This window comes from Saccharothrix coeruleofusca (assembly GCF_014648515.1).
In the GTDB taxonomy this organism is placed as follows: Bacteria; Actinomycetota; Actinomycetes; order Mycobacteriales; family Pseudonocardiaceae; genus Actinosynnema; species Actinosynnema coeruleofuscum.
The window spans coordinates 12,719-39,328 of record NZ_BMRG01000006.1 but is presented as its reverse complement, the minus strand read 5'-3'; the positions used below and the strand labels follow the sequence as shown (position 1 = coordinate 39,328).

Annotated in this window: 20 protein-coding genes, 1 tRNA gene and 1 riboswitch; of the genes, 10 read left to right on the top strand and 11 right to left on the bottom strand. The window is 72.5% G+C overall.

Translation table 11 applies throughout. From position 1 onward, the window contains the following. Positions 1–5 precede the first annotated feature (5 nt). Positions 6–3,569: a transcription-repair coupling factor gene (mfd, locus tag IEZ00_RS17545; RefSeq protein WP_189224349.1), complete on the bottom strand. Its 3,564-nt coding sequence runs from the start codon at positions 3,567–3,569 to the stop codon at positions 6–8. Between the two features lie 191 nt (positions 3,570–3,760). Between mfd and IEZ00_RS17540 the strand changes: the two genes are divergently transcribed. Further along, complete coding sequence (locus tag IEZ00_RS17540; protein ID WP_189224348.1) at positions 3,761–4,894, top strand: PQQ-dependent sugar dehydrogenase; 1,134 nt, start codon at positions 3,761–3,763, stop codon at positions 4,892–4,894. Positions 4,895–5,374: 480 nt separating this feature from the next. On the opposite strand, the gene IEZ00_RS17535 is transcribed toward IEZ00_RS17540, so the two are convergent. Continuing rightward, positions 5,375–5,968, bottom strand: coding sequence for a TetR/AcrR family transcriptional regulator (locus tag IEZ00_RS17535; RefSeq protein ID WP_189224583.1), 594 nt, complete (start codon positions 5,966–5,968; stop codon positions 5,375–5,377). Positions 5,969–6,072: 104 nt separating this feature from the next. Beyond that, positions 6,073–7,032: an acyl-CoA desaturase gene (locus IEZ00_RS17530; RefSeq protein ID WP_189224347.1), complete on the bottom strand. Its 960-nt coding sequence runs from the start codon at positions 7,030–7,032 to the stop codon at positions 6,073–6,075. Between the two features lie 540 nt (positions 7,033–7,572). Between IEZ00_RS17530 and IEZ00_RS17525 the strand changes: the two genes are divergently transcribed. From IEZ00_RS17525 to pth, 7 genes are all read left to right on the top strand, one after another. Then, a tRNA-Gln gene (locus IEZ00_RS17525) sits at positions 7,573–7,643 on the top strand. Between the two features lie 115 nt (positions 7,644–7,758). Then, positions 7,759–9,384 carry a GGDEF domain-containing protein gene (locus IEZ00_RS17520; RefSeq protein WP_189224346.1) on the top strand — a complete coding sequence of 542 codons (1,626 nt, stop codon included), beginning with the start codon at positions 7,759–7,761 and terminating at the stop codon, positions 9,382–9,384. A gap of 65 nt (positions 9,385–9,449) precedes the next feature. Then, the gene (gene glmU, locus IEZ00_RS17515) at positions 9,450–10,925 is read left to right on the top strand and encodes a bifunctional UDP-N-acetylglucosamine diphosphorylase/glucosamine-1-phosphate N-acetyltransferase GlmU (protein ID WP_189224345.1); all 1,476 of its coding nucleotides are present in this window, start codon (positions 9,450–9,452) and stop codon (positions 10,923–10,925) included. A 14-nt stretch (positions 10,926–10,939) separates the two neighbouring features. Continuing rightward, positions 10,940–11,911 carry a ribose-phosphate diphosphokinase gene (locus IEZ00_RS17510; protein WP_189224344.1) on the top strand — a complete coding sequence of 324 codons (972 nt, stop codon included), beginning with the start codon at positions 10,940–10,942 and terminating at the stop codon, positions 11,909–11,911. A 243-nt stretch (positions 11,912–12,154) separates the two neighbouring features. Next, positions 12,155–12,757 carry a 50S ribosomal protein L25/general stress protein Ctc gene (locus IEZ00_RS17505; protein WP_189224343.1) on the top strand — a complete coding sequence of 201 codons (603 nt, stop codon included), beginning with the start codon at positions 12,155–12,157 and terminating at the stop codon, positions 12,755–12,757. 58 nt (positions 12,758–12,815) lie between these two features. Further along, entirely contained in the window at positions 12,816–13,328 is a 513-nt protein-coding gene (locus IEZ00_RS17500; protein ID WP_189224342.1) for a DivIVA domain-containing protein, read from the top strand. Continuing rightward, positions 13,318–13,887 (top strand): aminoacyl-tRNA hydrolase, encoded by a 570-nt coding sequence (gene pth / locus IEZ00_RS17495; protein WP_189224341.1) that lies wholly within the window; start codon positions 13,318–13,320, stop codon positions 13,885–13,887. The genes IEZ00_RS17500 and pth overlap by 11 nt, the downstream gene beginning before the upstream one ends. A gap of 226 nt (positions 13,888–14,113) precedes the next feature. Here the strand turns inward: pth and IEZ00_RS17490 are convergent, their stop codons facing one another. After that, entirely contained in the window at positions 14,114–15,760 is a 1,647-nt protein-coding gene (locus tag IEZ00_RS17490; protein ID WP_189224340.1) for a fatty acyl-AMP ligase, read from the bottom strand. A gap of 158 nt (positions 15,761–15,918) precedes the next feature. On the opposite strand from IEZ00_RS17490, the gene IEZ00_RS37940 reads away from it, so the two are divergent. Beyond that, entirely contained in the window at positions 15,919–17,088 is a 1,170-nt protein-coding gene (locus IEZ00_RS37940) for a DivIVA domain-containing protein (RefSeq protein ID WP_276530106.1), read from the top strand. Between the two features lie 44 nt (positions 17,089–17,132). Then, a complete protein-coding gene (locus IEZ00_RS17470) occupies positions 17,133–17,765 on the top strand; it encodes a class I SAM-dependent methyltransferase (RefSeq protein ID WP_189224339.1) in 633 nt (210 codons plus the stop codon). A gap of 115 nt (positions 17,766–17,880) precedes the next feature. On the opposite strand, the gene IEZ00_RS17465 is transcribed toward IEZ00_RS17470, so the two are convergent. The 7 genes from IEZ00_RS17465 to IEZ00_RS17435 all read right to left on the bottom strand — a co-directional run bounded on the left by IEZ00_RS17465 (position 17,881) and on the right by IEZ00_RS17435 (position 26,335). Beyond that, entirely contained in the window at positions 17,881–19,653 is a 1,773-nt protein-coding gene (locus tag IEZ00_RS17465) for an ABC-F family ATP-binding cassette domain-containing protein (protein WP_189224338.1), read from the bottom strand. A 117-nt stretch (positions 19,654–19,770) separates the two neighbouring features. After that, positions 19,771–20,736 carry a 4-(cytidine 5'-diphospho)-2-C-methyl-D-erythritol kinase gene (locus IEZ00_RS17460; protein WP_189224337.1) on the bottom strand — a complete coding sequence of 322 codons (966 nt, stop codon included), beginning with the start codon at positions 20,734–20,736 and terminating at the stop codon, positions 19,771–19,773. A 127-nt stretch (positions 20,737–20,863) separates the two neighbouring features. Continuing rightward, positions 20,864–21,670: a MetQ/NlpA family ABC transporter substrate-binding protein gene (locus IEZ00_RS17455; RefSeq protein WP_189224336.1), complete on the bottom strand. Its 807-nt coding sequence runs from the start codon at positions 21,668–21,670 to the stop codon at positions 20,864–20,866. Between the two features lie 30 nt (positions 21,671–21,700). Continuing rightward, entirely contained in the window at positions 21,701–22,384 is a 684-nt protein-coding gene (locus IEZ00_RS17450) for a methionine ABC transporter permease (protein WP_189224335.1), read from the bottom strand. Next, positions 22,381–23,391, bottom strand: coding sequence for a methionine ABC transporter ATP-binding protein (locus IEZ00_RS17445; protein ID WP_189224334.1), 1,011 nt, complete (start codon positions 23,389–23,391; stop codon positions 22,381–22,383). The genes IEZ00_RS17450 and IEZ00_RS17445 overlap by 4 nt, the downstream gene beginning before the upstream one ends. 208 nt (positions 23,392–23,599) lie before the next feature. Continuing rightward, positions 23,600–23,690: riboswitch (SAM riboswitch) on the bottom strand. An 86-nt stretch (positions 23,691–23,776) separates the two neighbouring features. Then, positions 23,777–24,649 carry a 16S rRNA (adenine(1518)-N(6)/adenine(1519)-N(6))-dimethyltransferase RsmA gene (gene rsmA, locus IEZ00_RS17440; RefSeq protein ID WP_229795849.1) on the bottom strand — a complete coding sequence of 291 codons (873 nt, stop codon included), beginning with the start codon at positions 24,647–24,649 and terminating at the stop codon, positions 23,777–23,779. 264 nt (positions 24,650–24,913) lie between these two features. Next, the gene (locus IEZ00_RS17435) at positions 24,914–26,335 is read right to left on the bottom strand and encodes a resuscitation-promoting factor (protein ID WP_189224333.1); all 1,422 of its coding nucleotides are present in this window, start codon (positions 26,333–26,335) and stop codon (positions 24,914–24,916) included. Positions 26,336–26,610 lie beyond the last annotated feature (275 nt).

Below are 26,610 nucleotides of genomic sequence, written 5' to 3'. Positions count from 1 at the left end.
CCTTCTCACGAACCCGTGACGGGGCTCACGGGAGTACCCGACAAAGATTCCAGGAAGTGCGCGCACCACTGGAGCAGTTCCTGGTCGCGCAGCTGCGGTGCGCCCATCCGGCCGCCCGCCGCTCCCTCGGTCGGCCGAGGCACCGACACGGTGGCGGTGGCCTGCTTGTAGACCGCCTTCGGGTGCAGCCGCTGCAACCGCACCAGCTGCGAGTCCTTCAGCTTCAGCGGCGCGAACCGGATCGAGCTGCCCTGGGTGGCCACCTCGGTCACGCCGTGGGCGCGGCAGGTGTGCCGGAACCTGGCCACCGCGAGCAGCCGCTCGACCGGCAGCGGCGGGGTGCCGTAGCGGTCCTTGAGCTCGTCCCACACCGCCTGCAGGGCGGCCTCGTCGCCCGCCGCCGCGATCTTGCGGTACGCCTCCAGCCGCAGCCGCTCGCCCGGCACGTAGTCGTGCGGGATGTGCGCGTCGACCGGCAGCTCCACCCGGACCTCGGCCAGCTCCTCCTCGCCGTCCACGGCCGCGCCCGCGTGCCTGCGGAACGCCTCGACCGCCTCGCCGACCAGCCGCACGTACAGGTCGAAGCCGACGCCCGCGATGTGGCCGGACTGCTCGGCGCCCAGGATGTTGCCCGCGCCGCGGATCTCCAGGTCCTTCATGGCCACCGCCATGCCCGCGCCCAGCTCGGTGTTCTGCGCGATGGTGGCCAGCCGGTCGTGCGCGGTCTCGGTCAGCGGCGCCTCCGGCGGGTACAGGAAGTAGGCGTACCCGCGATCCCGGCCGCGGCCCACCCGCCCGCGCAGCTGGTGCAGCTGGGACAGGCCCAGCAGGTCGCCGCGCTCGACGATGAGGGTGTTGGCGTTGGAGATGTCCAGGCCGGTCTCCACGATCGTCGTGCACACCAGCACGTCGTACTCGCGCTCCCAGAACCCCTGGATGATCTTCTCCAGCTTGTCCTCGTTCATCTGGCCGTGCGCGGTCACCACCCGCGCCTCGGGCACCAGCTCGCGGATGCGCCGGGCGGCCTTCTCGATCGTGGACACCCGGTTGTGCACGTAGAACACCTGGCCGTCGCGCAGCAGCTCGCGCCGGATGGCCGCGGCGACCTGCTTGTCGTCGTAGGCGCCGACGTAGGTCAGGATCGGGTGCCGCTCCTCGGGCGGGGTGAGGATGGTGGACATCTCGCGGATGCCCGCCAGCGACATCTCCAGCGTGCGCGGGATCGGCGTGGCGGACATGGTGAGCACGTCCACGTGCGTGCGCAGCGCCTTGATGTGCTCCTTGTGCTCGACGCCGAAGCGCTGCTCCTCGTCCACGATGACCAGGCCGAGGTCCTTGTAGCGCAGGCCCTTCTGCAGCAGTCGGTGGGTGCCGATGACGATGTCCACCTCACCCGCCGCCAGCCCGGCGACGACCTGCTCGGCTTCGGCGGGGTCGGTGAAGCGGGACAGTCCCTTGACCGTCACCGGGAACGCGCGCATCCGCTCGGTGAAGGTGTTCAGGTGCTGCTGCGCCAGCAGGGTCGTGGGCACCAGGACGACGACCTGCTTGCCGTCCTGCACCGCCTTGAACGCCGCGCGCACCGCGATCTCGGTCTTGCCGTAGCCGACGTCGCCGCAGATCACCCGGTCCATCGGGACCGAGCGCTCCATGTCGGCCTTGACCTCGTCGATGGCCGCCATCTGGTCCACCGTCTCGGTGAACGGGAACGCGTCCTCCAGCTCCCGCTGCCACGGCGTGTCCGGGGCGAAGGCGTGGCCGGGCGCGGCCTGCCGGGCGGCGTAGAGCTGCACCAGCTCGGCGGCGATCTGCTTGACCGCCTTGCGCGCCTTGGCCTTGGTGTTCTTCCAGTCCGAGCCGCCCAGCTTGTTCAGCGTGGGCAGCTCGCCGCCGACGTAGCGGGAGACCTCGTCGAGCTGGTCGGTGGGCACGAACAGCCGGTCGCCGGGCTGGCCGCGCTTGCTGGAGGCGTACTCCAGCACCAGGTACTCGCGGGTCGCGCCCGCCACGGTGCGCTGCACCATCTCCACGTAGCGGCCGATGCCGTGCTGCTCGTGCACCACGTAGTCGCCCGCCTTGAGCGCCAGCGGGTCCACCGCGTTGCGCCGCCGCGACGGCATCCGCCGCATGTCCTTGGTGGACGTGCCGCCGCGCCCGCCGGTCAGGTCGGTCTCGGTGAGCACCACCAGCGCCAGCTCGGGCAGCGCGAACCCGTCCTCCAGCGCGCCGCGCACCACGGTGACCTTGCCCGCCTCGGGCACCTCGGTCAGCGCGTCCACGCACCCGGCGGGCACCTCGGCGTCGCGCAGCTGCTCGGCGGCGCGCTGGGCGGTGCCCGCGCCGGGCACGACGAGCACGGCCGTGCCGCCGGAGGAGGTGTGCGCGCGCAGGTCGGCGAAGGCCCGGTCGATGTCGCCCTGGTACGCCTCGACGTGCTTGAACTCCAGCCGCAGCACGTCCGCGCCCTCGGTGGTGAGCTGGCTCAGCGTCCACCACGGCCTGCCCGCGGCGCGCGCGGCGTCGGCGACCTCGTCCAGCCCCCGGTAGGCGGACGCGCCAAGGTCGATCGGGGCCTTGCCGCCGCCCGCGGCGGCCATCCAGGACGCCTCCAGGAACTCCTGGCCGGTGCGGACCAGGTCGTGCGCGCGGGCCCGGATCTTCTCCGGGTCGTTGAGCACCACGTGGGTGCCCTCGGGCACCACGTCGGTGAGCAGCTGCAGCTCCCCCTCGCACAGCGCGGGGATCAGCGCCTCCATGCCCTCGGACGGGATGCCGCTGGCGATCTTGTCCAGCATCTCGGCCAGCTGCGCGTCGGCCTGGTGCTGGGCGGCCAGCTCGGCGGCCCTGGCCCGGACGTCGTCGGTGAGCAGCAGCTCCCGGCACGGCGGCGCGGTGAACCCGGCGACCTCCTGCGGCAGCGACCGCTGGTCGGCCACGGCGAACGGCCGGATCTCGCTGACCTCGTCGCCCCAGAACTCCACCCGCAGCGGGTGCTCGGCGGTCGGCGGGAACACGTCCAGGATGCCGCCGCGCACCGCGAACTCGCCGCGCTTCTCCACCATGTCCACGCGCGTGTAGGCCAGTTCGGCCAGGCGGACCAGCAGCTGCTCGAAGTCGTGCTCGGAGCCCACCGCCAGCTCCACCGGGGCCAGCTCGCCCAGTCCGGGGGCCATCGGCTGGATGAGGCTGCGGACCGTGGCGACGACGACCTTGAGCGGGTTGCCCTCGGGGTGGGCCAGCCTGCGCAGCACCTGCAACCGGGCGCCCACGGTGTCCGCGCGGGGCGAGAGCCGCTCGTGCGGCAGCGTCTCCCACGACGGGAAGATCGCCACCGCGTCGTGGCCGATCAGGTCGCACAGCACCGAGGTCAGCTCCTCGGCCTCGCGGCCGGTCGCGGTGACCGCGAGCACGGGCGCGCGCTGGGCCAGCGCGGCGGCCACCACCGGCCGCGCGGCGGGCGCGCCCTCCAGTTCCAGCGCGGGCGCGCCGACCGAGTCGATCAGCGCGCGCAGCGGCTTGTCGGGCAGGACGGCGGTCAGCAGACCGGACAGCGGACCGGGCTGGGGCATGTGCGGCAGCTCCCGTGCGGTGAAACGCGGACAGACCCCTGCCCGGGACGAGTCGGCCTCAGCAGGGGTGCTCGCCCCCAGCCTACGGGGACGGCGCGGTCGTCCGCCCGCTGACACCAGGATCGCGGGGCGGGCGGCGAGGCGCGGGTCGCAGACGGGGACCCCACACCGGATGGGGCATCCTGGTCGGCATGGCCCGACTCGCCGGTTTCGCCGCGGCAGCGCTCATGATCACCGCGGGTAGCGCCGCGGGGTGCACCGCCGAGCAGTCCACGGGCGGCAGCGCCCCGACGGTGAGCGCGCCCGGCGCGAGCACCGGCTCGGATTCGGGTTCGGGCAAGGGTCTGGCGGTGGAGACCGTCGCCTCCGGGCTGACCCACCCGTGGGAGGTCGGCTTCCTGCCCGACGGGCGGATGCTGGTCACCCAGCGGCCGGGGAAGATCAGCCTGGTCGCCGACGGGCGGGTGACCGACCTGGACGCCGACCTCACCGACGTGGTGGCGCGCGGCGAAGGCGGGCTGATGGGGCTGGTGGTGCAGGGCGAGAACCGGTTCACCACCTGCCACAACACCGCCCAGGACGTCCGGCTGGTCACCTGGGAGCTGACCGGGACCACCGCGAAGCGGGTCGAGGACCCGCTGCTGGCCGGGCTGCCGACCAACCCCAGCGGCAGGCACTCCGGTTGCAGGCTGGCCCTGGACCGGGACGGCACGATCCTGGCGGGCACCGGCGACACGGCCAGGGCCGCGGTGTCGCAGGACCGGTCCAGCCTCGGCGGCAAGGTGCTGCGGATCGACCCCGAGAGCGGTCAGGCGACGGTCTACACGTACGGGCACCGCAACGTGCAGGGCGTGGCCGTGCGCGAGGACGGGATGATCTTCACCGCCGAGCACGGCCCGGACGTGGACGACGAGGTCAACGTGCTGCGCGAGGGGGCGAACTACGGGTGGGACCCGTCGCGGGGCGGGACCGTGGGCGGGTACAACGAGGAAGTGCCCATGACCGACCTGGAGCGGTTCCCGGACGCGGTGCGGGCGGTCTGGTCCAGCGGCAGGCCCACCGAGGCGCTCTCCGACGCCGTGTTCCTGTCCGGCGACCGGTGGGGGGACCTGGACGGGGTGCTGGCGGTGACCGCGTTGAAGGGGTCGAAGCTGCTGCTGTTCACCGTGACGCCGGAGGGCGGGGTGCACTCGGTGGCGGTCCCGCCCGAGCTGGACGACACGTTCGGCAGGCTGCGGGGCGCGGAGCTGGGGCCCGACGGGGCGCTCTACGTGACCACGTCCAACGGCACCGACGACAAGGTCCTCAAACTCACCCCCCGCTGACCCCCGCGAGTCGAACGCTCAGGTACCGCGAGTCGAACGCTCAGGTACCGCGAGTCGAACGCTCAGGTACCGCGAGTCGAACGCTCAGGTACCGCGAGTCGAACGCTCAGGACCCCTGAGTTCGTCGCTCAGGTCGCGCGAACTGAGCGTTCGGGTCGTGTGAGTTGAGCGTTGGGGTTGGGTGGCGGTGAAAAGCGGCGCTCGCGGGGTCCGCTGCGCGCTCCGCGCGCGCCCCTGATGCGTGGGCAAGTACTACCCGGCGGAGTTGGGAGGGCCGGTAAGTACTACCCGAGGTGCGGCGGAAGCGCGGCGCAGGGCGCGAAAGTGCGGGTTGAGGTGCGCGAACGCTCGGTTCGTGGTGTCTGGACGCGCGACTCGCAGGGGCGACACGCCCGACACGCCCATGAGTGGGTGACACCGGGAGCGGGCGTGGTCGTCCTGAGCGTTGAACTCGGGGGTCCTGAGGGTTCGACTCGCGGATCAGCGGATGCGGAGCTTGGGTTTGTGGTCCATGTGGGACAGGCCCTTCCAGGCCAGGTTCACCAAGTGCGCGGCCACCTCGTCCTTCTTCGGCTTGCGCACCTCCAGCCACCACTGGCCGGTCAGCGCGACCATGCCGACCAGGGCCTGGCTGTAGAGGGCGGCCAGCCTGCGGTCGTAGCCCTGCCGGGAGAAGTGCAGCCCGAGGATGCTCTCCACCTGGGAGGCGATGTCGTTGAGCAACGAGGAGAACGTGCCGGTCGACGAGGCCACGGGGGAGTCGCGCACCAGGATGCGGAACCCGTCGGTGGAGCCCTCGATGTAGTCCAGCAGCGCGCAGGCGGCCTGCTCCAGCAGCTCGCGGGGGTGCCCGCCGGACAGGGCGTTGACGATCTGGTCCATCAGCGACTGCATCTCGCGGTCGACCACGACCGCGTAGATGCCCTCCTTGCCGCCGAAGTGCTCGTAGACCACGGGCTTGCTCACGCCCGCCCGGTGCGCGATCTCCTCGACGGAGGTGACCTCGAAGCCCTTCTCGGCGAACAGGGCGCGGGCCACGTCGAGCAACTGCTCGCGCCGCTCCTTGCCGGTCATCCGCACGCGCGGTACCGGCGTCGCGTCGTCCTGCTTCCTGGCCGCCATTTCAGCCAGCCTAAACGCCCGCCCCCGCGCCGGGCGCGAGGGGCGGGCGGTGGAGGTCACTTCTTGGCGGAGATGCGGGTCAGCCGCTGCTGGTTGGGCCAGCGCACGTTGGTCGCCCAGCCGAACTTCTCGAACGCCCAGATCATCCGCGCCGAGATGTCGATCTGGCCGCGCTTGACGCCGTGCCTGGCGCAGGTCGGGTCGGCGTGGTGCAGGTTGTGCCAGGACTCGCCGAAGCTCAGGATCGCCAGCGGCCAGAAGTTGGCCGACTTGTCGCGGGCCGCGAAGGGGCGGTCGCCGATCATGTGGCAGATCGAGTTCACCGACCAGGTCACGTGGTGCAGGAACGCCACCCGCACGAAGCCCGCCCAGAAGAACGCGGTGAACGCGCCCCACCAGGACAGCGTGGCCAGGCCGCCGATGAGGGCCGGGAGCAGCAGGCTGGCCGCGGTCCACAGCGGGAACAGCTTGTCGACCTTGACCAGGTCCTTGTCGGCCAGCAGGTCGGGGGCGAAGCGCTGCTTGTTGGTCTTGTCGCGCTCGAACAGCCAGCCCATGTGGGCGTGCCAGAAGCCCTTGGCCAGGGCCACCGGGCCGCTGCCGAACAGCCACGGCGAGTGCGGGTCGCCCTCGCGGTCGGAGAAGGCGTGGTGGCGGCGGTGGTCGGCGACCCAGTCGATGACCGGGCCCTGCAGCGCCATGCTGCCCGCGATGGCCAGCGCGACCTTCAGCGCCCGGTTGGCCTTGAAGGAGCCGTGGGTGAAGTAGCGGTGGTAGCCGACCGTCACACCGAGGCCGGAGATGCAGTAGAACAGCGCGAACAGAGCGACGTCGACCCAGCCCAGCCCCCAACCCCAGGCGAACGGGACGGCCGCGAGCAGTGCCAGGAACGGCACGATGACGAAGACGTAGACGCCGGCCTGCTCGGCGTTGCTGCGCTGCCCGTCCGTCAACGGCTTCGGCCCCCTGTTCGGGGGACCCGGCGGCGTGGACCTGTTCTCCAGGGTGCTGGTCATACAACTACCTCTTGTTGTAGTCCGGTCGAGTGCTACTTACGGCACCGTAACTTACGGCAGCGTAAGTTAGCTGGACTCCGCCCGCCAGAGCTGCGCGCGTTTTCACGGCGTGTTCTCAGGAACTCCGGCGTGTCACGTCGCAACTGGGCACATGCGGAGGTGGGATCGCCACGGAGCTGGGCCCGGCCCCGGCGTTCTCCCGGTGTCGCATGACCTCGGAGTACCCGTTCTGGCGGCGATCTACCGCGAACGACGCCGTGCCGTGCGCGTGACCGATGGGCCAGGCGGTCGCGGACGGGCCGGCCCGATACATCGAGGTGTCCGGCGCGGAGCGCACCGCGTCCCGCAACACCGACCGGGAGGGTACGAAAGGGCACTGACCGGGTTTGTCAGTTCGCTCAAGCAACCGAGTTGACCAGCCATAACACGCTAGGTAACGGTCCAGTCACGAAAAGCAGACGGCCAGTTGAGTGGTGCTGCTGACCTGGGGACCGCACTCGTGACAACATGTGTGCGCGCGAGCGGACCACCTCGCGGCGATCCGCCATGGTGTAAAGGCAGCACCTCGGATTTTGGTTCCGATGGTCCAGGTTCGAATCCTGGTGGCGGAGCGAGAGACCGGGCCGGCCATCCGGCCCGGTCGCCCTGCGCGCGCATGGGGGGTGGGGGCCGCTGCACGAGGACACGGTCGACGAGCAGGAGAACGGGGCGCCCTCGCTCCACGAGATGTCCGACGCCTGGCTGGTCGGCCGCGCGAGCGAACTGGTGGCCGTGGCCCAGAGCAGCCACCTGTCCGATCAGCTCGAAGCGGCCCACGAGGTGGACGACATCCTGGCCGAGGCGCAGGGCCGGGGCGAGCCGCGCATCGTCGCCCAGCTGCTGCGCGCCTCGGCCATCGTCCGGCTGGTCACCCCCGGCCTGGTCGACATGGTCGACGAGATGCTCGACGAGATGCTGGCGCACACCCGCAGGCACGGCCTGGTGGTGCTGGAGGCCGAGGCGCGGGCCCTGCGCGGACGTCGCTACCTGCTGGGCGGGTACGAGGACAAGGCGCTGTCCGAGGTCGCCTGCGGCCTGGCCATGCTGGAGGAGGACCTCACCCCGGACCCGATGCTGGACAAGCGCACCTGGGACCGGCTGCTGGCCTCGGCGCTGCAGAGCACCGGCCTGGTGCTCACCCAGCTGGGCGTCTACGAGATGGCCGACCAGGTGCTGGCGCGGGCGCACAACGCCATCCGGCAGAGCGCCGGGCCGCACCAGATCTACGTGCACCTGATGAACCGGGCCCGGATGCTGATCGGCTGGGGCCTGCGCCTGGAGCGGGTGAACAACTTCGAGGAGGCCGCGGACCGGTTCACCACCGCCTCCCGCATCGCCGAGGCGGTCGAGGGCCCCTTCCGGGAGTCGCTGCACCCCGGCAGGCGCGACCGCTCGGCCGCCGAGCAGGTGCCGGTGATCGGCGCGGCGCACGCGCTGGCCAAGCCCGGCCCGGAGCACATCGCCCGGCTGTGGAGGCTGCGCGAGCTGTCGATGTACGCCCGCGAGCTGATCATCGTCTCCATCGCGCTGTCCCGCTGCCTGGAGCTGGAGGAGCTGCCCCAGCAGGCGCTGCAGGTGCTCAACGACGCGCGCACCAGCCTGGAGCACGACACCTCCGAGCCCACCCTGATGCTGTGCCTGGTGCGCGAGTACGCCCGGCTGTCCGGCCCGCACGGCGAGCACACCCCGTCGGCGCTGCAGGACTACGCCAACGCGCTGGAGGTGGAGCTGTGGCTGATGCAGGAGGCGCGCACCGCGACCCTGATCACCCGGCGCGACCACGAGCGGCTGGCCAGGGCGCACGGCGCGATCGCCCAGCAGGCGCTGCAGGACCCGCTCACCGGCCTGCCCAACCGGCGCGCGCTGGACGACCGGCTGGCCGCGCTGATCAGCGCCCAGACCAACCCGATGGCCATCGCGCTGGTCGACCTCGACGGCTTCAAGGTGGTCAACGACAAGCACTCGCACGCCGAGGGTGACGACGTCCTGCGGGTGATTGCCAGCACACTCCGGCAGGCCCTGCGGGGGGACGACCTGGTCGCCCGCTACGGCGGTGACGAGTTCGTCGTGCTGCTGCCCGGAGCGCCGCTGCACGCCGCCGAAGCGGCGCTGGGCCGCGCCGTGGAAGCCGTTGCCAGCTTGCCATCCGACCTGTCCAGGGGTGTCACGCTGTCGGTCGGCGTGATCTCCGTGCGCCCCCGCGAAAGCGCCCACGACGCCCTCGCCAGGGCCGACTCGGCGATGTACGCGGCCAAGCGCCGGGGCGGCTGCCAGGTCGCCGCGGTAACCGGCGACCTGCCGCCGGAGGCTTAGTATCGACACCTGGCGGGAGCCAGGCTTTCCCGCTGCAGGCACGCACTCAGCTAGGGAGAGCGCTGATGCTCGAGGGTGTCCCCACCCCAGTCAGCACGATCGTCCTCGCAGCGGGGGAAGGCACCCGCATGCGCTCAGCCACCCCCAAGGTGCTGCACCGCCTCGCCGGCCGCGCGCTGGTGGAGCACGCGGTGCGGGCCGCGGCGGGTCTCGACCCGACCCACCTGGCCGTCGTGGTCGGCCACGGCCGCGCCGCGGTCACCGAGCACCTCGACACCCTGGCCGCCGACCTGGACCGCAAGGTCGTGGTGGCGGTGCAGGAGGAGCAGAAGGGCACCGGGCACGCGGTCGGCTGCGGCCTGGCCGAACTGCCCCCCGACCTGACCGGCACGGTCGTGGTCACCTACGGCGACGTGCCGCTGCTGGACACCGACGCGCTGCGCGGGCTGCTGGTCGAGCACGGCGAGCGGGGCAACGCGGTCACCGTGCTGACCGCCGTGGTGGCCGACCCGACCGGCTACGGGCGCATCCTGCGCGACGCCGACGGCTCGGTGCGCGGCATCGTCGAGCAGAAGGACGCCACCGAGGCCGAGCGGGCCATCACCGAGATCAACTCGGGCGTGTACGCCTTCGACGCGGCGGTGCTGCGCGACGCGCTGTCCCGGCTGTCCACCGACAACGCCCAGGGCGAGCTGTACCTGACCGACGTGCTGGCCATCGCGCGCGGCGACGGCGGCCGGGTGGGCGCGCTGGTCACCGCCGACCCGTGGCTGGTGGAGGGCGTCAACGACCGGGTGCAGCTGGCCAGGCTGGGCGCGGAGCTCAACCGCCGGATCGTCGAGCGCTGGATGCGCGAGGGCGTCACCGTGGTGGACCCGGCCACCACCTGGCTGGACGCGGACGTGCGGCTGGCGCGGGACGTGCTCGTCGAGCCCGGCGTGCAGCTGCGCGCGGGCACCACCGTGGACGAGGGCGCGACCATCGGCCCGGACACCACGCTCAGCGGCTGCGCGGTCGGCGCGGGCGCGTCGGTGGTGCGCACGCACGGCAGCGGGGCCGAGATCGGGCCCGGCGCCTCCGTCGGCCCCTTCGCCTACCTGCGGCCGGGCACCCGGCTGGGCGAGGCGGGCAAGATCGGCACCTTCGTCGAGGTGAAGAACTCCGAGATCGGCACGGGCAGCAAGGTGCCGCACCTGAGCTACATCGGCGACGCCACGATCGGCGAGCACAGCAACATCGGCGCGGCCAGCGTCACGGTGAACTACGACGGCGTGAACAAGCACCGCACCGTCGTCGGGTCGCACTGCCGCACCGGCTCGGACAACATGTTCGTCGCCCCGGTCACCGTCGGCGACGGCGCCTACACCGGCGCGGGCACCGTGCTGCGGCGCGACGTGCCGCCCGGCGCGCTGGCCGTGTCCGGGGGTCCCCAGCGCAACCTGGAGGGCTGGGTCCTCACCCGCAGGTCCGGAACGCCCGCCGCCGCCGCGGCGGAACGCGCGCTGGCGTCGCAGAACGAGAAGACAGAAGAAGGGCGCTGACCGTGAACCCCACGATGTCCGGGACACCCAAGAAGAACCTGATGCTCTTCGGCGGGCGCGCCTACCCCGAGCTGACCGAGCAGGTCGCCAAGCACCTGAACGTGTCGGTCACCCCCCAGTCGGCCTACGACTTCGCCAACGGCGAGATCTTCGTGCGGTTCGAGGAGTCGGTGCGCGGGTGCGACGCGTTCGTCGTGCAGAGCCACTGCGCGCCGATCAACCAGTGGCTGATGGAGCAGCTGATCATGGTGGACGCGCTCAAGCGCGCCTCCGCCAAGCGGATCACCGTGATCATGCCGTTCTACCCCTACGCGCGGCAGGACAAGAAGCACCGCGGCCGGGAGCCGATCTCCGCCCGGCTGGTGGCCGACCTGTTCAAGACCGCGGGCGCGGACCGGCTGGTGGCCGTCGACCTGCACACCGCGCAGATCCAGGGCTTCTTCGACGGCCCGGTGGACCACCTGTGGGCCATGCCGCTGCTGGCCGAGCACATCCGCGCCAAGTACGCGGGCCGCGAGATCACCGTGGTCTCGCCGGACGCGGGCCGGACCAAGCTGGCGGAGAAGTGGGCGGACACCCTCGGCGGCACGCCGATCGCGTTCATCCACAAGACCCGCGACCCGCTGCGGCCCAACGAGGTGGTCGCCAACCGGGTGGTCGGCCAGGTCAAGGACCGGCTGTGCGTGGTGATCGACGACATGATCGACACCGGCGGCACGATCACCAAGGCGGTCGACCAGCTGCTCGCCGAGGGCGCCTCGGACGTGGTCATCGCGGCCACCCACCCGGTGCTGTCCGGCCCGGCCGTGCAGCGGCTGCGCGACTGCGGTGCCCGCGAGGTGGTGTTCACCGACACCCTGCCGATCCCTGCGGAGAAGCGGTTCGACGCGATGACCGTGCTGCCGATCGCCCCGCTGCTGGCGCGGGTGATCCAGGAGGTCTTCGAGGACGGCTCGGTGACGAGCCTGTTCGACGGCAACGCCTGAGCCCGGTGGTGCCCCGCCGGTGCCGCTGAGCACCCGCGGGGCACCCCGATTAGGGCTCCTCCCCGCGGTCGGCCTACACTGTTCAGGTTGCCTCGGCGAGGGCGAGCACCACGCTCGGCGTGATCGACGCGGCGGTTGTGGTGCCGCGCGTGTGTACCCTCCGCGCCACCCCTCCGTCGCAGGCCGCCACCCGCTCAGCCCCGCCCGACGTACAAAAGGCCATATCGTAAGGAGAGCCCCACCGTGTCCGAGGTCCGTCTCGCCGCCGAGCAGCGCACCGAGTTCGGCAAGGGCGCTGCCCGCCGCACCCGTCGCGCCGGCAAGATCCCCGCGGTGCTCTACGGGCACGGCTCCGACCCGAAGCACCTGGCTCTGCCGGCGCTGGAGTTCGCCCGTGTCGTCCGCGAGCACGGTCAGAACGCGGTGCTCACGCTGGACATCGACAGCTCCAGCGAGCTCGCCCTGACCAAGACCGTCACCACCCACCCCATCAAGAACTACATCGAGCACGTCGACCTGCTGCTGGTGCAGCGGGGCGAGAAGGTCACCGTCGAGGTGCCCGTGGTCGTCACCGGCGAGCCCGCCCCCGGCACCCTGGTCACCCAGGACCTGACCACGCTCCAGGTCGAGGCCGACGCGCTGAACATCCCCGAGCAGGTCGAGCTGTCCATCGCGGGCGTCGCGGCGGGCACCCAGATCCACGCCTCGGAGCTGGCCCTGCCGCAGGGCGCCACCCTGGTCACCGACCCGGAGGCCCTGGTGCTGGTCGTCGGCGCCGCCCCCACCGCCGCCGAGATGGACGGCGACACCGCGGCCGGCGAGTCCGAGGCCACCGAAGAGAGCTGAGCCCACCACGTCGGGCTGGTCGAACGGCACGCCTCCCCCACCGGCTGGTGGGGGTGGCGTGCCGTTGCCGCACCTGACCCCGGCGCTGGTGCGGCGCACCACGTTCCCCCGCAAGCGCGGCAGGGGCTACGACCCGGCCCAGGTGGACGCCTTCCTGCGGCACGTCGCGAACGCGCTGGCCCAGCACGCCGGGCCGCACCCCGACCAGGTGCGCTCGGTGGTCTTCCACGAGGTGCCCGGCGGGTACGACCAGCAGCCGGTGGACGAGTTCCTGGCCAGGCTGGAGTGGCAGCTGCGCAGCGGCCACGTGCCGCCGACCGCGCTGCGCAGCGGCGCGGACCTGCTGGCGGTGAAGCTGCCCCGCGCGTCGAGCGGATACGATCGCACCGAGGTCGACGCCTTCCTCACCCGAGCCGCCGCCGCTCTGGAGGGCCAGGGCAGGATGAGCGCGAACGAGGTCCGCCACACCAGGTTCAGCACCACGTCGGGTCTGCGGCGGGGCTACCAGGTGCGCGCGGTCGACGCGCTGTTGGACGAGCTGGAGCAGGAGTTGCGGTCCCGTGGTCGATGAGCTGGCCCTGGTAGTCGGCCTTGGCAACCCCGGCCCGAAGTACGAGGGCAACCGGCACAACGCGGGCTTCCTGGTCCTCGACGTGCTGGCCGACCGGGTGGGCGGCAGGTTCAAGGCGCACCGGGGTGGGGCGGACGTGCTGGAGGGCCGTTTGGCGGGCCGCCGGGTGGTGCTGGCCAAGCCGCGCGGCTACATGAACACCTCAGGCGGGCCGGTGGCCGGGACGGCGAAGTTCTACAAGGTGCCGCCCGCGTCGATCGTCGTCGTGCACGACGAGCTGGACCTGCCCTTCGGCACGGTGCGGCTGAAGCTGGGCGGCGGCGAGAACGGGCACAACGGCCTGCGGTCGATCACCAAGTCGCTGGGCACCAAGGACTACCACCGGGTGCGGTTCGGGGTGGACCGGCCGCCGGGCCGGATGGACCCGGCGGACTACGTGCTGCGCGACTTCTCCGCGACGGAGCGCAAGGAGCTGGGCTTCGAGCTGGACCGCACGGCGGACGCCGTCGAGGCCCTGCTGTCGCTGGGCTTGGAAGCCGCCCAGAACAAGTTCCACTGACCCCACTCCCGCGCGCGATTTCCGCGCCCCCCTGGTGCGTCGGCAAGTACTACCAGAGGGGTGTGAGAGGGCCGGTAACTACTACCCGAGGTGGGTGAGAGCGGGCGTCAGGGTGCGCGAACGTTGAATTCAGGGTGTCTGAGGGTTCGACTCGCGCGGGCGACACGCCCAACACGCCCATGGGTGGGTGACACCGGGAACGGGCGTGGTGGGCGTGTCGGTGGGGTCAGGAGGCGGGGACGAGGGTGGTGGCGGCGGAGCGGCGGAGCTTGCCGGACGGGGTCTTGGGCAGGCTGCCCGGCGGGAGCACCACGATCGAGAACGGGCGCAGGCCGACCGCGTCGACCACCTTCGCGCTGATCTGCTTCTGCAGGTCCCGCACCGCGTCCTCCTGGTCGGCCAGGCGGGACTCGACCACCACGGCGAACCGCTCCCGCCGCGTGCCCGCGTCCAGCCGCACGGCCACCGCGTTGCCCGCGCGCACGCCCTCGACCGAGGTGGCGGCCCGCTCGATGTCGGTGGGGTAGATGTTGCGCCCGCCCATGATGATCACGTCCTTGCGCCGCCCGCACACGACGACCTGGCCGTCCACCACGTAGCCCTCGTCGCCGGTGTCCAGCCAGCCCTCGGCGTCCTGGGTGGCCAGCGGGCCGTCCACGGTCAGGTAGCCCGGTGTCACCGCCTCGCCGCGCACCCGCAGCTGCCCCACCTCGCGCTCGCCGCGCACCGCCCCCGACTCGTCGACGACCTGCACCTCCAGCCCCGGCAGGGGCGGTCCGAGCAGCGGGAACACCCTGGCGTCGGGCGCGTCGGAGGGCACCGCGCGCCGTCCGGCGGCCAGCTCCTCCTGGTCGACCGAGTCCACCGCCATGCCGGTGAACACCGGCGCGAACGCCACGCCCAGCGTCGTCTCGGCCATGCCGTAGGCGCACAGCACGCACTCGGGCCGCAGCCCGAAGCGCTCCCCCGCCGACACGAAGGCGCGCACCGCGGCCGGGTCGATCGGTTCTGCGCCGTTGAGCGCGATGCGCAGCGAGGAGAGGTCGAACGCGTCATCGGCCTCCACGCCCGCCATCCGCCGGGCCACGATGGCGTAGGCGAAGTTGGGCGCGGCGGTGATGGTGCCGCGGTACCGGCTGATCAGGTCCGGCCACAGGGTCGGCCTGCCGAGGAAGTCCGCGGGCGTGACCTTCACCAGGTCGATGCCCAGCAGCATCGGCACGGTCAGGAAGCCGACCATCCCCATGTCGTGGAACAGCGGAAGCCAGGAGACCATCCGGTCGTTCTCCGGGTCCAGCTGGGCCGCCACGCGCATCCCCTGCGCGTTGGACCACAGGTTGCCGTGGGTGATCCGGACCGCCTTCGGGTCGGCGGTGGAGCCGCTGGTCAGCTGCAGCAGCGCCGGGCTGGACTCGGGCACCTCGACCGGTTCGGCCAGCGGCTCGCCGTCCAGCGCCTCCAGCAGCCGGTAGCGGATGCCGCGCTCGTCCAGCACCGGGGCCAGCGCGTCGAACGGGGCGCCCAGCAGCACCAGCTCCGCGCCGATCATGCGCAGCACGCGGACCGTGTCGGCGGCCCACTCGCCCAGGTCGGTGCGCGGGGTCGGCTGGTGCAGCATGGTGGTGCTGCCGCCCGCCAGCCACACGGCCTGCACGGCGGGCGCGATGGCCGCCGGGTCGCCCGCCAGCACGGCGACCGCCGCGCCGGGCGCGACCCCGTCCGCGACCAGCGCGCCCGCCGCCCGCCGCGCGTGCTCGTGCACCTGCGCCCACGTCCGGTGCGTCGGGGAGTTCGGTTCCCCCGTCGTCATGCCCCGGACGCGGCCGCCTGCGCTCGCCGCGGTCGCCACCATCGTGTCCACGAACCGACTCATGCGCGCCAGCCTAGAACGCGTCGTCTCATTAACCCGATAGGACGAAACAAGTCCACCCCCTTAACGCGATACTCCCCGGTACAGACGTGAAGGAGGTTCGGGTGGATCGGGCGGGGTACGACGCGCGCCAGCTGCGCAGGCCGGCTCATCCTGCGCCGTTGCTGACGGCGCAGGACTTGCGCCAGGTCACCTTCCACCGGCCGCCCCCCGGCCTGCCGGGCTACGACGAGTCCCAGGTCGACGCCTTCCTCGACCGCGTCGAGGAGACGCTGCGCGGTCGCGACGACGTGACCGAGCAGGACGTGCGCCGGATGCGCTTCCGCCCCGCCCGCCCCGGCTACCACGCGGCGGAGGTGGACGCCTTCCTGGAGCTGGTGGCCGAGACGCTCAGGTCGACCCCGCAGCGCAGGCAGGCCGTGGCCCCGGCCACCGGCGCGCACGCCACGTCCACCGGGATGCGCCCCGCGCCCCGGCTGACCCCGCAGGACGTCCGAGGCGTGCGCTTCCACAAGCCCAGACCGGGCAACCGCGGCTACGAGGAGGGCGAGATCGACGCGTTCCTCGAACGCATCGAGGCCACCCTGCGCGGCCAGGACGACCTGACCGCGCTGGAGGTGCAGGAGGCCGAGTTCGGCTACGCCCCGGCGGGCCAGGTCGGCTACGACGAGGACGACGTGGACACCTTCCTGGACCTGGTGGTGGTGACCCTGGAGCGCACGCCGCCGCGCCCGGCGCCCCCCGCCCGGCCCGTCCCGCCGCCGCCGGTGCGGCCCCGCCCCGGCCCCGGCACCCGCCCGCTGACCGCCAGGGACGTGCGCACGGTCGCGTTCGGCAAGCCCGCCAGGGGCAGCCGCGGCTACCAGGAGTCGCAGGTGGACAAGTTCCTGGACCGCATCGAGAAGACGCTGCTGGGCCAGGACGACCTGACCGCGCAGGAGGTCCGCGAGGCCCGGTTCAGCCGCCCGATCTTCGGCAGGCGCGGCTACGACGAGACCGAGGTCGACGCGTTCCTGGCCAGGGTGGAGAAGCAGCTGGGCGAAGGCCCACCCCGGCCCGCCGCGCTGCCGCCGATCAGCTCGTGGAAGCAGCTGCGCCTGATCAAGATCCCGCTGGCCGCTCCCAACCAGCGCGGTTATCGCACCTCGCAGGTGGACCGGGTGCTGGAGGAGGTCGGCATCGCGCTGGACGGCATGATCGGGGCCACCTCGGCGGAGGTGGCCAAGGCCAGGTTCGCGCTGTCGCTGATGGCGGGCCAGGGCTACGACTGCGACTACGTGGACGAGCTGATGCCGCTGCTGGCCGAAGAGCTGCGCCGCCGGGGCCGCTGAACCAGCGACCACCCCGCGACCGCTTCGCGACCACGAGGAGCCCGGTGACCGAGCCGTCCTACCTGACCACCACGCGCGCGTCCTACGACGCCGTCGCCGCCCACTACGGGGCCCAGTACGAGCGGGAGCTCGCGCGCAGGCCGCTGGACCGGGCCATGCTGGCCGCCTTCGCCGAGCTGGCGGGCCCCGGACCGGTGGCCGACGTCGGCTGCGGCCCCGGCCACGTGACGGCCCACCTGCGCGCCTCGGGCGTCGAGGCGTTCGGCGTTGACCTCTCGCCGGGGATGGTCGCCCGCGCCCGCGAGCTGCACCCCGGCCTGCGCTTCGAGGAGGGCAGCATGACCGCCCTCGGACACGCCGACGGCTCGCTGACCGGTGTGCTGGCCTGGTACTCGCTGTTCCACCTGCCGCCCGAGGAGGTGCCCACCGCGCTGGCCGAGTTCCACCGCGTGCTGGCCCCCGGCGGGCACCTGCTGCTGGCGTTCCAGCTGCGCGACGACCACGTGGACCTGGACCGGTGGTTCGACCAGGAGATCACCCTGCGCTTCCACCGGCTGGTGCCCGACGAGGTCGAGGAGCTGCTGCGCGGGGCGGGGTTCTCCCCGCTGGCGCGGATGACCCGCGAGCCCGTGGAGGGCGAGAAGCCGCCGCGGGCCTACCTGCTGGCCCGCAAGTAGCGTCTGCAAGTACTACCCGTGCCGCTTCTGCGGGCCGGTAACTACTACCCGCGCCGAAGTCGGGTAGTAGTTACCGGCCCACGGCGACGGGCCGGGTAGTACTTGCAGGCGCGGCTCAGCCTTCGGCGGTCTCGACGGCCAGCAGCCACTGGGCCTCGACGTCCTCGGCCTCGGCGAGCACCGCCTTCAACTCGGCGTCCAGCGCCATCAGCCGCTCCGGGTCGGTGGCCGCCTCCGCCAGCTTGGCGTGCAGCTGGGCCTCCTTCTTCTGCAGCGCCTCCAGCCGCCGCTCCAGCCGGGCCAGCTCCTTGCGGGCGGCCCGCTGGTCGGCGGCCGAGGAGGACGACGGCGACGCGGCGCGCGGCGCGGGGGCGGCCACCGCCTCCCGCTGGGCGTCGCGGCGGCGCAGGTACTCCTCGATCCCGCCGGGCAGGTCGGTCAGCCCGCCGTCGCCGAACAGCGCCACGACCTTGTCGCACACCCGCTCCACCAGGTACCGGTCGTGCGAGATGACCACCAGCGTGCCCGGCCACGAGTCGAGCAGGTCCTCCAGCTGCTGGAGGGTGTCGATGTCCAGGTCGTTGGTCGGCTCGTCGAGCAGCAGCACGTTCGGCTCCGCCATCAGCAGCCTGGCCAGCTGCAACCGCCGCCGCTCACCGCCGGACAGGTCGCCCACCGGCGTCCACTGCCGCTGCGAGGAGAACCCGAACCGCTCGGCCAGCTGCGAGGCGGACAGCTCCTGCTTGCCCAGCACGACCCGCCTGGCCACCTCCTCCACGGCCTCCAGCACCCGCATCGAGCCGTCCAGGTCGTGCAGCTCCTGGCTCAGGTGCGCCAGCTTCACCGTCTGCCCCTGCACGCGCCTGCCCGCGTCCAGCTCGCGCTCACCGGCCAGCGCGCGCAGCAGGGTCGTCTTGCCCGACCCGTTCACACCCACGATGCCGACCCGGTCGCCGGGGCCGATGCGCCAGGTCAGGTCGCGCACCAGCGTCCGCTCGCCGACCTTGAGCGTGGCGTCCTCCAGCTCCACCACCGTGCGCCCGAGGCGGCGCTTGGCGAACGCCATCAGCTCCACGCTGTCGCGCGGCGGCGGCACGTCGGAGATCAGCGCCTCGGCGGCCTCGATCCGGTAGCGCGGCTTGGACGTGCGGGCCGGGGCGCCCCGGCGCAGCCAGGCCAGCTCCTTGCGGGCCAGGTTGCGGCGCTTCTCCTCGATCGCGTCGGCCAGCCGGGCGCGCTCGGCGCGGGCGAAGATCCAGTCCGCGTAGCCGCCCTCGTACTGCTCGACGCGCCCGCCGACGACCTCCCAGGTCCGGGTGCACACGGTGTCCAGGAACCACCGGTCGTGGGTGACCACCACCAGCGCGCTGCGCCGCGACAGCAGGTGCTCGGCCAGCCAGCGCACGCCCTCCACGTCAAGGTGGTTGGTCGGCTCGTCCAGCACCACCAGGTCCAGGTCCTGCACCAGCGCGGCGGCCAGCGCGACCCGCCGCCGCTCGCCACCGGACATGGTGGCCACCGGCGAGTCCAGCCCGAGCGCGGTGATGCCCAGCCCGTCCAGGATCGAGCGCACCCTCGGGTCGGCGGCCCACTCGTGCTCGGCGGCGAACCCCAGCGGGTCCAGCACCGCGTTGCGCACGGTCGAGCCGTCGGGCAGCGAGGTCCGCTGGGTCACCACGGCCATCCGCAGGCCGCGGGTCTGGCTGACCCGCCCCTCGTCCGGCTCCTCCAGCCCGGCCAGCACCTCCAGCAGGGTGGTCTTGCCGCCGCCGTTGAGGCCGACGACGCCGATCCGGTCGCCGTCGCCCACCCCGAGGGAGACCCCGTCGAGCAGCGGGCGCACACCGAACGACTTGGAGACCGTCTCCAGGTTGACCAAGTTGGCCATCAACACACCTTCATCGAGATCGTGGGACGCGAGTGGGACACACCGGGCAGTCCCGCCTCTCAAGCCTAGACACGCGGCGGCCCCCGGTTCCGGACACCGGGCGACGCGGTCGAGCGGTCAGGCGTGGACCTCGGGTGGGGTGGGCCTGGGCGCTTCGTCGGTGCCGACCACCCGCGCGCCGTGCACCGGTCCCTGGGCGACGCGGACCGTGCGGCACACGCCCGCGCCCGCCAGCTCGGCGGCCACCCGGACCGCCGAGTCGCCGTCGGCGCACAGGAACGCGCAGGTCGGACCCGAGCCGGACACCATGCCCGCCAGCGCGCCCGCGTTCACCCCGGCGCGCAGCGTGCGGCGCAGGTTGGGGCGCAGGGACACCGCGGCGGCCTGCAGGTCGTTGCCCAGCAGCAGCGCCAGCTGGCGCGGGTCGCCCGAGGACAGGCCCTCCAGCACGGCCTCGGCGGGGCCGACGCGGGGCGGGTCGCCGTCCGCGCGCAGCCGGTCCAGCTCCTGGAAGACCTCCGGTGTGGACAGGCCGCGCCGGTCGAAGGCCAGCACCCAGTGGAACGTGTGCCGCGCCAGCACCGGCACGATCCGGTCGCCGCGGTCGGTGCCCAGCGCCGTGCCGCCGTAGAGGGCGAACGGGACGTCCGCGCCGATCTGCCCGGCCAGCTCGGCCAGCTCGTCGCGGGTGATCTCCACCCGCCACAGCGCGGCCAGCCCGACCAGGGCGGCCGCCGCGTCCGCGCTGCCGCCCGCCATGCCGCCCGCGACCGGGATGCTCTTGCGGATCACCACCCGGACCTTGGGGTCCTCGGGGTCGCGCCCGGTGTGCTCGGCCAGCACCCGCACCGCCCGCCAGGCCAGGTTGGACGGCCCGGTGGGCACCGCGTCGGCGCCCTCGCCGTGCACCTCCACACCGGGGTCGTCGGCGATGGCCACGGTGACCTCGTCGGTCAGCGACAGCGCCTGGAAGATCGTCACGAGGTCGTGGTAGCCGTCAGCGCGCGCGTCGCCCACTGCCAGGTGCAGGTTGACCTTGGCCGGGACGCGGACGGTGACCGGTGGCGGGACTACGGCGAGCACACCCTGAAGCCTACGGCTGTCGCGGGTGCTCGCGCTGCCACCGGTGGCCGAACTCCCGGAACGCGACCGCGCCCGCGAGCGCTGCCCGACGGGGTCGGGCGGTGCTCGCGGGCGCGGTCGGGTGGGGTCAGACGGCCAGGACGGAACCGGCGAAGGTGTCCTTGATGTAGTCCTTGACCTGCTGCGACTGCAGCAGCGCCAGCAGGTCCTTGATCCGCTGGTCGTCCTTGAGCTCGGCGCGGGTGACCAGGCCGTTGGCGTTGGGGTTGCCCTCGGCCTTCTCCAGCGCCAACGCGTCGTCGGCGGGCTTCAACCCGGCGTCGATGGCGTAGTTGCCGTTGACCACCGCCGCGTCGGTGTCCTCCAGCGACCGGGGCAGCTGGGCCGCCTCCAGCTCGACGAACCGCAGGTTCTTCGGGTTCTCCGCGATGTCGCGGATGGTGGCGGTCTTCTCCGCGCCCTCCTTGATCTTGATCAGGCCGTTGTCCTGGAGCAGCTTGAGCCCGCGGGCCTCGTTGGTGGCGTCGTTGGCGACGGCGACCTGGGCGCCGTCGGGCAGGTCGGCCAGCGACTTGTGCTTGTTGGAGTACACGCCCAGCGGCTCGACGTGCACCGGGCCGATCCACTCCAGCTGGGCGCCGCTCTCGCTCTTGAAGGTGTCCAGGTAGGGCACGGTCTGGAAGTAGTTCGCGTCCAGCGAGCCGTCCACCAGCGCGGTGTTGGGCTGCACGTAGTCGGTGAACTCGACGACCTCGATCTTGAGGTTCTTCTCCGCCGCGAGGTTGTCGGCGACGTAGCGCAGGACCTGGGCGTGGGGCACCGGGCTGACGCCCACCTTCAGCGGCGCGTCGGGGTTGCCCGCCGCGCCGTTGTCGCCGCTCCCGCAGCCTGCCGCGAGCAGCAGGGCGCCGAGGAGGGCAGCACGAATACGCATGGTGTTCCTTAACTACGGGGTGGGTCCGGATCAGACGGAGGCGTGCCTGCGGCGGTCGACAGCGCGCGCGGCACGGTTGAAGGCGAACTGGATGAGCGTGGCGATGACCGCCAGCACCGCGACCGTGCTCCACAGCACCCGGTCGTCGAAGCGCTGGTAGCCCAGCCGCACGGCGAGGTCACCGAGACCGCCGCCGCCGAGCACCCCGGCCATCGCGGAGTACCCCAGCAGGGCGATCGCGGTCACGCCGATGGCGTTGATCAGCGCGGGCAGCGACTCGCGCAGCAGCACGCTGCGGACGATGCGCGTGGTCGTGGCGCCGGTCGTGACCGCGGCCTCCACCACCGAGACGTGCACCTCGCTCAGCACGTTCTGCACCAGCCTGCCGACGAACGGGATCGCGCCCACCGACAGCGGCACGATCGCCGCGGTCGGCCCGATGGACTGGCCGATGACCAGCCGGGTGAGCGAGGTCAGCAGGACGAGCAGGACCAGGAACGGCATGGCGCGGCCGAGGTCGACCACGAAGCCGAGCAGCTTGTGCAGCAGCGGCCTGGGCCGCAGCCCACCGGGGGCGGTGAGCTGCAGCCAGACGCCGACGGGGATGCCGAGCAAGGTCGCGATCAGGGTGGAGACGGCCACCATGTACAACGTCTCGCCGGTCGCGGTGACGAGGTAGTCGAACACGGTGGACCAGGGTGTTGCCTTCCTCACGCAGCTACTCCCTGCGGACCCGTCGGCGTGCGGCGCACGGCGCCGCCCGCCTCGGTGATCCACTCCAGCGCCGAGTCGGCGCGCTCGCCGTTGAGGCCGACGCGGAACCGCGCGACCGGGGTCTCGCCGAGCCTGGTCAGGCCGCCGCCGAGCAGGTTCAGCTCCACGCCGAAGCGGCTGGTGGCCTCGGGCAGCAGCGCGCCCACGGCGGCGAAGCCGACCAGCACCACGTCGGCCACCCGGTCGTAGGAGCGCTCGACCGCCGGGTTCTGGTCCACGGCGGGCAGCAGCGAGGCGGCGGTCCGGCTGGCCGCGTCGGAGACCAGGTCGAGCACCTTGCCGTGTTCCACGACCCTGCCGCCCTCCAGCACCGCCACGTCGTCGCAGATGCGGCGGACCACGCCCATGTCGTGGGTCACCACCAGGACGGTCACGCCCAGCTCGGCGCGGGCCCGGTCCAGCACGGTCAGCACGGAGCCGGTGGTCTCGGGGTCCAGCGCGGAGGTCGGCTCGTCGGCCAGCAGCACCGACGGGCTGGCGGCGAGCGCGCGGGCGACCGCGACGCGCTGGCGCTGGCCGCCGGAGAGCTGGTCGGGGTAGGAGCCCGCCTTGTCGGTCAGGCCGACCAGGTCCAGCAGCTCGGCCACGCGGGTGCGGCGCTGCGGCCCCGGCACGCCCGCGGACTCCAGCGGCAGCGCCACGTTGCCCGCGGCGGTGCGCTGGCGCAGCAGCGAATCCCCTTGCGGCACAACGCCGATCTGCCTGCGGGCGGCGCGCAGCGCGGACCCGCCCAGCGACACCAGGTCGGTGCCGTCGACGCGGATCGCGCCGCTGTCGGGGCGCTCCAGCAGCGCGACGCAGCGGGCCAGGGTGGACTTGCCCGCCCCGGAGGGGCCGACGACGCCGAGCACCGTTCCGGCGGCGACGTCCAGGTTCACGCCGTCCAGCGCGCGAACCTGACCGGTACTGCCGGGGAAGGTCTTGGTGAGGTTTTCGACTGTGATCACGTTTTCGCTCCACGACTGCGCGCGGCAGCGCGCGCTCGTGGCGCGCGCGACCGAGATCTGCTGCTGAAGGGGTGTCCGCAGAGGACGGCGAGGATTGCCTGGTGCCGCTGGTGCCGCTAGGCGAGGGAGCCGCGACAGCCCGTGGCAGTGCGACGGCCGTGGTCGACGACTCGCCTGCGTGTGAGCATTCGCGTCCTGGGCACGTGATCCTCCATCGATCCTGGCTGAAGCACCTGCCCCATGGGGGGTGGTTGCTGCGGCGTCGTGGAGCCAGGTCTCTCGGCCGCTCGGGATGGCAGCACGAGTACACCCGACGACCCGAGGTTGACGCAAGCCTGTAAACGGATCGTTCGACAAATCACACAGATGGCCGAAAGATCACCGGCTATCGAGTGACAGCGGCTTCGGCTATCCGGATGAAGTCGTGAACTCCCAGCTGCTCGCCGCGAGCGCCCGGATCGACCCCGGCGGCCAGCAGCAGCCGCTCCGCCTCGGCGGGCGACCCCGCCCAGCTCGCCAGCGCGCCGCGCAGCGTCTTGCGGCGCTGCGCGAAAGCCGCGTCCACCAACGGGAACAGCACGTTCCGGTCCACAGTGGACAGCGGTTCGGGGTGCCGCCGGAAGGCCACCAGCGCGGAGTCCACGTTGGGCACCGGCCAGAACACCGAGCGCGACACCGGCCCGGCCCGGCGCGCGTCGGCGTACCAGGCCAGCTTCACGCTGGGCACCCCGTAGACCTTGCCACCGGGGCCCGCGGCCATCCGGTCGGCCACTTCGGCCTGCACCATCACCAGGCCGGTGCGCAGCGAGGGCAGCTCGGCCAGCAGGTGCAGCACCACGGGCACGGCCACGTTGTAGGGCAGGTTCGCGACCAGGGCGGTCGGCGCGACCGGCAGCTGCCCGGCGGTGACGCGCAGCGCGTCCGCCGGGACCACGGACAGCCGGTCGGCCAGTTCGGGGGCGCGCTCGGCGACGGTGGCGGGCAGGCGGTCGGCGAGCACCGGGTCGATCTCCACCGCGACCAGCGCCCGGCACGAGGGCAGCAGGGCCAGGGTCAGCGAGCCCAGGCCCGGCCCGACCTCCAGCACCACGTCGTCGGCGGTCAGCTCGGCGGAGGCGACGATGCGGCGGACCGTGTTCGGGTCGTGCACGAAGTTCTGCCCCAGCTTCTTGGTGGGGCGGATGTCCAGCTCGGCCGCCAGCCGCCGCACGTCGGCCGGGCCGAGCAGCGCGCTGCCCGCCTGGGGGGTTCCGGTCACCACCGCATTCTCCCCTCCCCTCCCGCGAGCCGAACGCCCCGGCCCCCTCCTGCGCCTGCAAGTACTACCCGACCCGCTCCATCGAGCGCATAACTACTACCCGACGACCGACGGTCACGGAGCCGGGTAGTAGTTACCGGCCCGCTGCGGGGCGTCGGGTAGTACTTGCAGACGCGGGGAAGGCGACCGCCGCGTCCCGGAGGTGGGACGCGGCGGTGGGGGACGCGGTGGTGGTGGGACGCGGCGGTGGGGGAAGCCCAGGGGTTACGGCAGGCCGAGCTTGGCGCGGCAGCCGGGCCAAGCCGAGTAGGTGCCGCCGCGGCCGTCGCGGAGCTTGGTCGCGACGGCGATTTGCTGCTCGCGGGTGGCCTGGTGCGGGTACGCGGCGTACTGGCTGCCGCCGTAGGCGTCCCAGGTGCTCTTGTTGAACTGCAGGCCGCCGTAGTAGCCGTTGCCGGTGTTGATGGCCCAGTTGCCGCCCGCCTCGCACTGCGCGAGCCGGTCCCAGACCGCGCCGTCGGGCGGGACCTTGGTGCCGACCTTGACCTTCTTGGCCTTCGGCTCCTTGGTGACCTTGGTGCCCAGCTGCTCGCGGGCGACTTCCTTGCCGTTCTTCATCGTGACGCGGTAGGTGACGATCTTCTCGCCCGCCTCACCCGCCTCGACGACCTGCTTCTCGCCCTTCATCATCGAGGCGTCGGGCACCTCTTCGACGGGCGGGGCGATGGCCTCGGTCGCGTTGACCACCGAGACGCCGGTGCGGCTGATGTGCACCTCGGCGCCGTTGGTGATGCGCAGGTCCAGCGCCGTCTCGACCTTGTCCTCGGCGCCGAGGTTGAGGTTCTCCTTCTCGACCAGCTCGCGGACGTCCAGCGCGGTGGTCCGGATCTGCCGGGGGGCCTGGCCGCCGTCGAAGAGCGTGATCGTCTTGAGGCTCTTGACCTCCAGCGACATGCCTTCGAGCGGGACGTCCTGGCCGCGGTCGACGGAGACCCACGCGCCCTCGTCGTTGACCTGGAGCTGGTCCAGCGCCTCGCCGACGGTGACCGAGCGGACCCAGCCCTCGCGCTGCTCGCCGTCGACGGTCATCTTGACCTGGCGACCGCGGTCGAGGGTGATCTTGCCGCCGTCGCTGACCTTGGCCTGCGGGGAGGGGCTGAGCGCGTCGTGCTCGCCGACGGTGATGCCCTCGTCGGCCAGCACCTCGCCGACGGTGGACTCGTACGTGCGGACCGTCTTGGCCTCGCCGTCGATGTCCACGGTGACCGACTTGTCCATGGCGATGGCGGTGGCGCCGCCGCCGGAGACGGTCACCAGGATGGTCGCCACGGCGGCCTTGAGGAAGCGCCGCTTCCACTTCCCGGCGGCCTCGACCAGCGCGGCGGGCGGGGCGTCGGGCCGCTCGGCGGCGTCCGCGCTCGCGACCCGGTCCTGGGAGACCTCGTCGGGCAGGATGATCGGCGGCAGGAGCGTGGTCTCGGCGTTGATCAGCCGGATCAGCTCGTCGACGTCGAGGTTGGCGTTGGCCAGCAGCTCGTCGGCCTCGGGGCCCAGCACGTCCATCACGTCGTCGGGCGTGATGGCGAACACCGAGGTGTCCCAGTCCTCGACCGGCCGCTCCATGGTGGCGACCGCACCCGGCTGGACCGGGGTAAACCAATCGGTGTCCTCGTTGAACGAGTTCACGGGGTTCCTTACCTCCTGAAGGCGCGAAGCCGCTCGGTCGCGCGCGTCCGGCTGTCGGTGGTCAGCAAGTGATCCCGGCAGCTCCCGCGCGTTCGCTCGACTTCATCGCTTCTGGTGTCCAGTACCCGCCCCGACTGCGGGTGCGCGCCCGCCGTGGACGGGGAGTCGCACTGTGGGGCACGGTCACGGGACCGTAACGGGTGTACGGGGGTTGTGCAAACACCCCCGCTTTTCTTGTGATCCCAGTCACCTCGTTGGCGGAGCAACCGGGTAGA